The sequence below is a fragment of the Sphingomonas sp. Leaf38 genome, assembly GCF_001421825.1.
GTDB lineage: Bacteria > Pseudomonadota > Alphaproteobacteria > Sphingomonadales > Sphingomonadaceae > Sphingomonas.
On the sequence record NZ_LMLD01000011.1, the window covers coordinates 530,018 to 538,070 of the forward strand.

At 65.4% G+C, this 8,053-nt stretch carries 5 protein-coding genes; 1 reads left to right on the forward strand and 4 read right to left on the reverse strand.

The annotated features are described in order from the left end of the window. Positions 1-161: 161 nt before the first annotated feature. The 3 genes from ASE88_RS09855 to ASE88_RS09865 form a co-directional block, all read right to left on the reverse strand. The gene (locus tag ASE88_RS09855) at positions 162-1,196 is read right to left on the reverse strand and encodes a cell wall hydrolase (RefSeq protein ID WP_200910199.1); all 1,035 of its coding nucleotides are present in this window, start codon (positions 1,194-1,196) and stop codon (positions 162-164) included. Positions 1,197-1,417: 221 nt separating this feature from the next. Continuing rightward, positions 1,418-2,215, reverse strand: coding sequence for a LytR/AlgR family response regulator transcription factor (locus ASE88_RS09860; RefSeq protein ID WP_031393111.1), 798 nt, complete (start codon positions 2,213-2,215; stop codon positions 1,418-1,420). Further along, complete coding sequence (locus tag ASE88_RS09865; RefSeq protein WP_082466459.1) at positions 2,212-3,357, reverse strand: sensor histidine kinase; 1,146 nt, start codon at positions 3,355-3,357, stop codon at positions 2,212-2,214. Before ASE88_RS09865 ends, ASE88_RS09860 begins: the two co-directional genes overlap by 4 nt. Before the next feature lie 88 nt (positions 3,358-3,445). Here ASE88_RS09865 and ASE88_RS09870 point away from each other — a divergent pair, with 88 nt between their 5' ends. Next, positions 3,446-4,588, forward strand: coding sequence for an acyltransferase family protein (locus ASE88_RS09870; protein ID WP_162233413.1), 1,143 nt, complete (start codon positions 3,446-3,448; stop codon positions 4,586-4,588). Positions 4,589-4,709: 121 nt separating this feature from the next. Here the strand turns inward: ASE88_RS09870 and ASE88_RS09875 are convergent. Then, positions 4,710-8,053: TonB-dependent receptor (locus tag ASE88_RS09875; protein ID WP_056477833.1), on the reverse strand; the 3,344-nt coding region annotated here is incomplete at its 5' end.

Here is an 8,053-nt window from a genome sequence, read left to right on the forward strand (position 1 = left end):
CCTAGCGGGGGAGGATCAGGTCACTGACCCAGCCTCCGAGCACCACCCCGGCGAAGGCCGGGGCCCAAATGGAGAGGTCGTCGTAACGGAGCACCGCCCGCCGTTAGTGACGTTTCCCAATTGGGCCCCGGCCTTCGCCGGGGGGGCGGCTTTTGGAGAGGCTAGCTTTCGTCCGAGACGACCGCGTCCAAACCCTCGCCACCGCCAAGCGTCGGAGACGCCCGCCCGCCGACATGAACCCGAACGCCCGACACCAACCGGGTCTGCACGTCCCTCGCGCTTGCCATCGTCGACACCGAGCGGGTCACCCCCCGGTGAACCGTCACGCCGTGCACCGCATCCGCCGGCGCCGCGGCCACGCTTGCGACCGCATCCACGTCCGAGACGTCGTCCCGATTGCCGTAATGCACCGAAACCCCGGCAATCTGCGCCGCAACCGCCGTCACGCCGCTACCGTTGGTACTCCCACCACCGCGCCACGCCGGCTCCACCCCGGCATAGGCCTGCCGAAACGTCAGCGCCCGCTCCAGCGCGCCCTGCCAGCGATAGAAGACATGCGCCCCGACCGTCGTGATCCGCGCGAGACTGGAGGCCCACCATGGCAGGATGCTCGTGGTATGAAACGACGTCGCCGCCCCGACCGGCGCGTACACGCTCCCGCCAAGTGCCGCCGTCGCGACCCCCCGCGCGCGCTCCCAGGCGCCCGGTTCGCGCGCCCGCGCCATCGACCCGTCACAGGTGAAGCTGAACTGGCACCCCGTCCGCCGCTCCGCACCCTGATAGACGACGCCGCACACGCTGTTCGGAAAGGCTCGGTCGCGCACGCGGTTGAGCACGACCTGCGCAACGGCGCGCTGGCCCTCTTCCGACTGCGATCGCGCTTCGTAATAGACCGCCGCGGTCAGGCAGTCGGCCGCCCGACCCGCATCGTCGCCGGAGCGCGCCGTGAGGAAGGGCGGGGCCACGAACGCGGCTGCGGCGGCGAGCGGTGCATCGGGCGCCGTCGTCGCGATCCTCGCCGAGATGTCGTCGGGCACATGCAATGCCATCCGCCCCAGCAACGCGCGCGCGTTGCGCTCGGGCTGGACACGCGCGATCGCCGCGGGCCGGTCCGCCGGCACGCACGACGTCGCCATCACCAACGCGGGCAGGCTGATCAGCGCATGCGGATAAAGGCCGAAACCCGACATCTTCATCCGCCCGCTCTACGCGCGCGGGTTTAGGGACTGGTTAACGAGGGCGCCCCCGGAGGAGAGCACATCCCCCGTCATCCCGACGAAAGTCGGGACCTCGATCGGCAAGGACGGACTGGGTAGGGTGCCCTCCCGAAACTCAGCCCGATCCCCCCCGTCCCGTCATCCTGACTCTCGTCAAGATGACGGGACGGGGGGCAGCGGCACGCGCTCGGCCGCAAGCCTCAGTGGACGAACCGCGCCACCACGTCGCGATACGACCGCGACACCTTCACGCTCGCACCCGAGTTGAGCACCAGGAAGCACTCACCATTCGTATGCGGCTTCACCTGCTTCACCAGGTCCAGGTTGACGATCGTCGAGCGATGCACGCGCTGGAACCGGCGCGGGTCGAGCCGCTTCTCCAGGTCCTTCATCGTCTCGCGCAGGATCAGCGTGTTGTCGCCGGTATAGATGCACATGTAATCGCCGGCCGCATCGATCCGCTCGATCGTGTCGACGTCGACGCGGAAGATCTGGCCGCGATCCTTGATGTTGATGAGCTTCTCGAACCGGTTGGCCGATACCGCGTCGCCGTCCGGCATGTCGGCCGCCGCATCCGGCGCCACGTCGGCGAGCACTTCGCGCAACCGGTCGACTTCCTCGACGCCGCGCTTTTCGCTCAGGCGCTGGCGCACGCGCTCGATCGTGTCGGCGAGCCGCGATTCCTCGACCGGCTTCATCAGGTAATCGACCGCCTGCGCCTCGAACGCGCGCAAGGCGTGATCCGAATAGGCGGTGACGAACACGAACAAAGGCGGTTCGACCTCCATCAAACCCTGCACGACGGAGAAGCCGTCGAACCCCGGCATCTGGATATCGAGGAAGACGAGGTCGGGCTTGTGCGTCTTGATCGCACGAATCGCCTCGCGGCCGTTCGAGCATTTTTCGATGATCTCGACGTCTTCATGCGCCTGAAGGCGGAGCTCGAGCCCCTGGATCGCCAGCGGTTCGTCGTCGACGAGAATGGTACGGATGGTCATGCGGCCTCTCTGTTCACGTCTTCAAGCTGATACGGAATCTCGATCTCGACCGAGAAGCCGCCAGCGGGCGTGGAGCGGGTTTCGAAACGGTGGTCGGGGCCATATGCCTGCACCAACCTGTCTCTAATATTAGCGAGCCCCACGCCTGTCGAATGGCTTGACCCGATCCGGCCCTCGATCAAGCCCGGACCGGTATCGGATACGGCGATCTGCACGCGTTCCCCGGCGAGCCGCACTTCGACGCAGATATCGGCGCCTTCTTCCTGCGGCGTGACGGCATATTTGATCGCATTCTCGACCAGCGGCTGCAGCAGCAGCGACGGCAGGCGAGCCCGTTCGGCGCGCGGATCGATGTCGAATTTGGGGCGCATCCGGTCTTCGAAGCGCATCTTCTCGATCTCGAGATACAGCTTCAGCTGATCGACTTCCTGCGCGACGGTGACGTGCGCGGTCGGCTCGTTCGCCAGCGTATAGCGCAGGAACGACGACAACCGGCTGAGCATCGCGTTCGCCCGCTCGGTCTGCTTGAGCAGCACCAGCGTCGAGATCGAGTTCAGCGTGTTGAACAGAAAATGCGGGTTGAGCTGATAGCGCAGCATCGCCAGCTGCGCCGACGACGCCTGGTTCTCCAGATGCTCCATCTGGTCGATCTGCTGCTCGACGATCAGGTAGAAGTTGATCCCGAAATACAGCGCCGACCAGCCGAACAGCACGGTGAAGGTCACGTACACCGATCCCAGCAGCCGGGTGAGCGTCACCCCCGGCGTCGACGTCGCGATGAACGAGAAGGTGAACGCATCGAGCACCGCGTACAGGAACGTGGCCGCGGCCAGCGTCGCGATCGTCAGGAAGATCCCGACCAGCCGGTTCATCCGCCGATACTGACCGTACATCGTCGAGAGCAGCAGCGTGATGCAATAGCCGACGATCGCCTCGACGATCACCGGGATCACCCCGTCGAGCGACAGCCCGTTCGAGATCGACACGACGCCGCGGAGCAACAGATAGCCACTCCAGCCGACCGCCTGCAGGATCCAGAACGCCCGCGCCTTGTTCTCGAAGAACGGCCGCGCGGTGAAAGGCAGGCGCCGAGCCGAATTGAGGGCGGAGGAGCCGGGGGGCGGGGCAGGAGAGATAGCCATCGGCCTGCGCTCTTACACGTGGCGCAAGGCATGCGCAAAACAGGTGTGGTTCGTCCGATCTTAACATGGTGCGGGCTATGTCAGGATGATGCATCCGATACCTACCACCACCGAAACCGCGCCGCTGCGATCGTCTGCGGCATCCTCTGTCGCGGGCGGGCACCGGGTCGGGCTGGACCTGTTGCGGGGTGTAGCCGCGGTCTTCGTCATGCTTCACCATGCGGAATTCTTCTACGGGTTGGCCGGATTCTGGGCGCACGGCTATATCGCCGTTGATTTTTTCTTCCTGCTGAGCGGTTTCGTCCTGGCGATCCGTTACGAGGGCGCGATGCGTGAGGGGCTGCGCGCGAGGACGTTCCTGGCGCTGCGGATCCGGCGTCTATGGCCGACGATGGCGATGGGGATCGTGCTGGGGGCGGCGGTGTCCGGGCTGGACGGCGTGCCGATCACCGCGCTGGCGGTGCAGACGCTCGTGCAGCTCTGTTTCATGCCGGTGTTCGCGGGCCGGTTTCCGGTGTTCCCGCTGAACGGCGTGCAATGGTCGCTGCTGGTCGAGTTCGTCGCCAATGCAGTACATGCGACTTTGCTGTACCGACTGACCACGCGCGTCTGCGCCGCGTTATTGCTGCCGACGGCCGCCGGGCTCTTTCTGCTGGTATACCGCGAGCACAGTCTGGCGATCGGTGATGTCGGGCACACCTGGTATGCGGGGTTCGTGCGGGTCGCCTTCTCGTATCTCTGCGGCATAGTTCTCGGCCGGTGGTGGCAATCCCGCGCTGTTGGCGCGTCCAGCCTTGCTGCTCCGGAGCGCCGGTCGCTGGCTGGCCGATGGCTTTCAACCGTGTCGCTGGTCGCCTTGCCACTGGTGCTGTGGCTGGGTGCGAGCTCGATCGGGAGCCTGCGCTATTTCGATCCGGTGATCGTGACGCTCGTCTTTCCGCCACTGGTCTGGCTGACCGCACATGCCACTCTGTCGCCTGCGCTCACGCAGGTGGCCGGGCGTCTGGGGGCGATCTCCTATCCGCTCTACGCGCTGCACCTGCCGCTGATCCGGGCGGGCGAGATGGTCGGCGAGGGAAGGTCGAGTGTGGCGCTGGCGGCCATTCGTCTCGTGACGCTGGCCGTAGCGGTCGTCGCGGCATGGCAGTGGGCGGTCTGGACCGAGCGTCGCGCCCGCGCGGCCGCAAATGCCCCCTCCGCATCCAAAACAGGCCATCTGGCCCAAGCCTAACCGAGCATCGCAGCGAAAGCATAGCCGACACCCGGTACCCGACTCGCGCGCTGCACGAAAAAGGCCGCCGCTCCCCTGAAAGGAACGGCGGCCTTGTTCGACCGATCGGGCCGGACGCCGCTTAGAAGGTAAAGCGTGCGCCGATACGGATCGAGTAGAGCGACTGGTTCACATACACCTGGTCAGGCTGCGGCGAGAACGTCGCGCTGCCGCCGACCGGCGAGTAGCGATATTGTGCGCAGGCCTGTCCGGCGTTGGTCGCCACTGCGCCATAGTTGCCACCGGCAGGATTGGCGGAGCCGGGTGCGATGCCGGTCGGTACCACGGCCTGCAAGCACTGCACGCGGACCACCGGGGTGTTGTACGGGAACACGTATTCGCGCTGCTGGCCCCAGTTCTTGTTCAGGAAGTTCGTGAAGTTCTCGATGTCCGCGAACAGCGTGACACGCGAGCCGCCGACGAAAGTCGGTATTTCCTGCGCGACGTGAAGGTCGAGACGCGTGAACCACTTCGAGTTGAAGCCGTTGCGCGGCGCCGTCTTGCCGCGATACTTGCCCAGCCCCGACGAGTCGATGAACGCGTTGACCGCATCGCGGACCGCCGCGCTGCTGTACGAGACCTTCGCGTCGTCGAGCGTCGGTACGTACATCAGATAGCGGTTGCCGCCTGTGCCGGAGTTCGAGCTGACGCCCGTGGTGCCGAACACTGATGCGCGGCCGCTGCCGTTATTGCCGAAGTCCTGGAACGTGTAGCTGAACGGGTGGCCGATACGCGATTCGCCGAACAGCGCGAACGTGGTCTTATAGTCCCCGAAGAAGGCGTGATCGTAATTCACGCCGTACTTGAAGAAGTACTTAACCTGGTCGTTCGAGATGCCATAGGCGACGTTGTTCGGATCGACGAACGCACCGTTGGAATAGTTCGACCCTGCGGTCGACGACGTTGCCGGCGCGGCGTCCTTGACGTCCTGATAGGTGAAGCTGCCGTTGATGCTCAGCCCCGAATCCCATGCCTTTTCGAGACGTGCGACGGCGATGTACGCGCGGCCCTTGTTGGTGTTGGTCAGCAGGATGTCGGTGTTGGTATTGGTGCTGGTCGCACCGCCATCGATCAGGTTCTGGTAGCGCTGGCGGCCGTCTGGGGTCAGCGAACCGGCGATCGGCACCGAACGGATGTCGGTGAAATACACCTGATCGCGAACCTTCGAGTAGAGAAGGTCGGCACCGAACACCCAATCGTCGCCGAGCGGGCCGAGGTTCGCGGTGTACTCGCCCGTCAGCGTGGCGCGCCACTGCGACGGGATCTTGAAGTTCGGGTCGAGTGCATTGACCGTCGCGTTGGCCGGCGCCGAACCGCTGGTCAGGAACGTGTTGGCCGCGGTCGGCACCGACGTCCCGGTGACGCCGGTCAACAGCGCTGCGGCAGTTGCCGCCTGCGTCGCAGCCGGGGTGCCGGCCGGGAAGCCGTTGAACCCGGTCAGGGTGCGGCTGACACTAAACGAATTGGTCAGGACGCCCGTGTTCGAGAAGCTGTTCGATACATAGACGTCGGGGGTGCCGCCGCCGAAGACGCCGCCGCCGCCGCGGATGCTGACGCGCTGTGCAGGCTTCCAGTCGAACCCGGCACGCGGCTGGAACAGGCCGAACCCGGAGATGTTCGCGCTGTTGTTGTTGATGTTGATGCGCTGGCCGTTGACGATCGCGCCGTTCGCATAGCGGCCGGCGAAGGCGGAGCTGAGCGGCGGATTGTCGTCCATCGCATACAGGTCGTAGCGTGCGCCGAAGCTGACGTTCAGCGTCGGCGTCACCTTCCACGAGTCCATCACGCCGAACGTGTAGCTCTGGTAGCCGAACTGCGCCGCGGCGGCGTTGGGATCGAGTGCCGACAGCCCGTTATTGCCCACGATCGCGTTGCCGTACGCAAACGACCCCGCATTGCGGTTCTGCAGGTCGGCGATCGAGTCGAAGTAATAGCTGCCTGCGCTGTTCTGCAGGAACGAGTTGAAGATCGAGACGCTCGAGACCTCGGTGAAGACGCGGACGTCATGGTCGTTCATGGTCAGACGTGCCTGGACCAGGCCACCCCAGGTCTCGGTACGCAGTTCGTTGGTCTGGCGCGAGCTGTCCGGACCGAACGACACGGTCCCGGCGTTGTTCTCGCAAGCGGTCGGCGAGACGGTCAGCCCTGCCGCCGCAACCGTGGCCGTAGGGTTGGTGCAGACGCGGAACTGCGCGAAGCCGCGGCCGAGCAACGGATCCTGGATACGCTTGTAGTTTTTGTAGAAGCCGCGGACTTCGGTCGAGAAGCTGTCCGACCATTCCGAGTTCAGCTGCGCGACGCCGGTGTGCAGGCGGTTGCCCTGAACATAGGCGTTGGACGCCAAGCCAAGCCCGGTCGGCGCCGTCGGGAAGGTGTTCTGCAGCAAATTGATCGCGTCGTTCGCGTAGGTGTAGGTCAGCGACAGACGCTGCCTGTCGGTGATGTTCGCATCGATCTTGGCGACGACGCGGTCGTCCTTGTCGCCGAGGTTACGCAGCACGCCGCCGGTGTTGTAGCCATAGACCGAGTTGGCGATGGCGCTGATCTGGTCGACCTGCGACTGGGTGATGCCCGGAATGCTGGTGCCGGCGTTGTTGTCCGTCGGACCCTCGGCGATCGGGCGTCCGCCGCGCAGGCGCTCGCCGGCGACCATGAAGAACAGCTTGTCCTTGATGATCGGGCCGGACAGCTCTGCGCCGTAATTCTCGGTCTTGAAGTTGGGGACGCTGACGCGCAGGTCCTTGGTGCGCTTGCCGACGAACTCGTCGCGCGACTGCGAATAGAAGCCGGTGCCGTGGAAGTCGTTGGTGCCCGACTTCAACACGATATTGATCGCGCCGCCCTGGAAATTGCCCTGGCGGACGTCATAAGGCGCAACCTGCGCCTGGAACTGGCCGATCGCATCGAGCGGGATCGGCGAGCGGCGGCTCGGCAGGCCATCGCTGTTGAGACCGAAATTGTCGCTGACCGACACGCCATCGACGGTGAAGCGGTTGTAGCGCGCGTTCTGGCCGGCGAACGAAACCGAACGGCCGCCCGAGGGGCTGTCGTCGAGACGGGCGAACGGATCGCGGCGCTCGAGATCGCGGATGTCGCGGTTGACCGTGGCGATATTGGCGATCTCGCGGGCATTGAGGACGGTCGTCGGCCCCTGCGAGATCGACCGCGCATTGGGCAGGCTCGCGGCGGTCACGACGATCTCGTCAGCGCCGCCGGCGACATCGGTAGCCAGCTCGACGGGGAGGTCGAATGCCTGCGCGACGGTGATGTTGACGTCGGTCACCTGCTTGCTGCCATAGCCGGCCGCAGCGACGGAAACGGTGTAGGGGCCGCCGGGGCGAAGACCGTTGACGTTGAACGTGCCCGACCCGTCGGTGGTTGCGGTCGAACGCGAACCCGTCGCCGCGCTCGTGATCTCAACCGTAG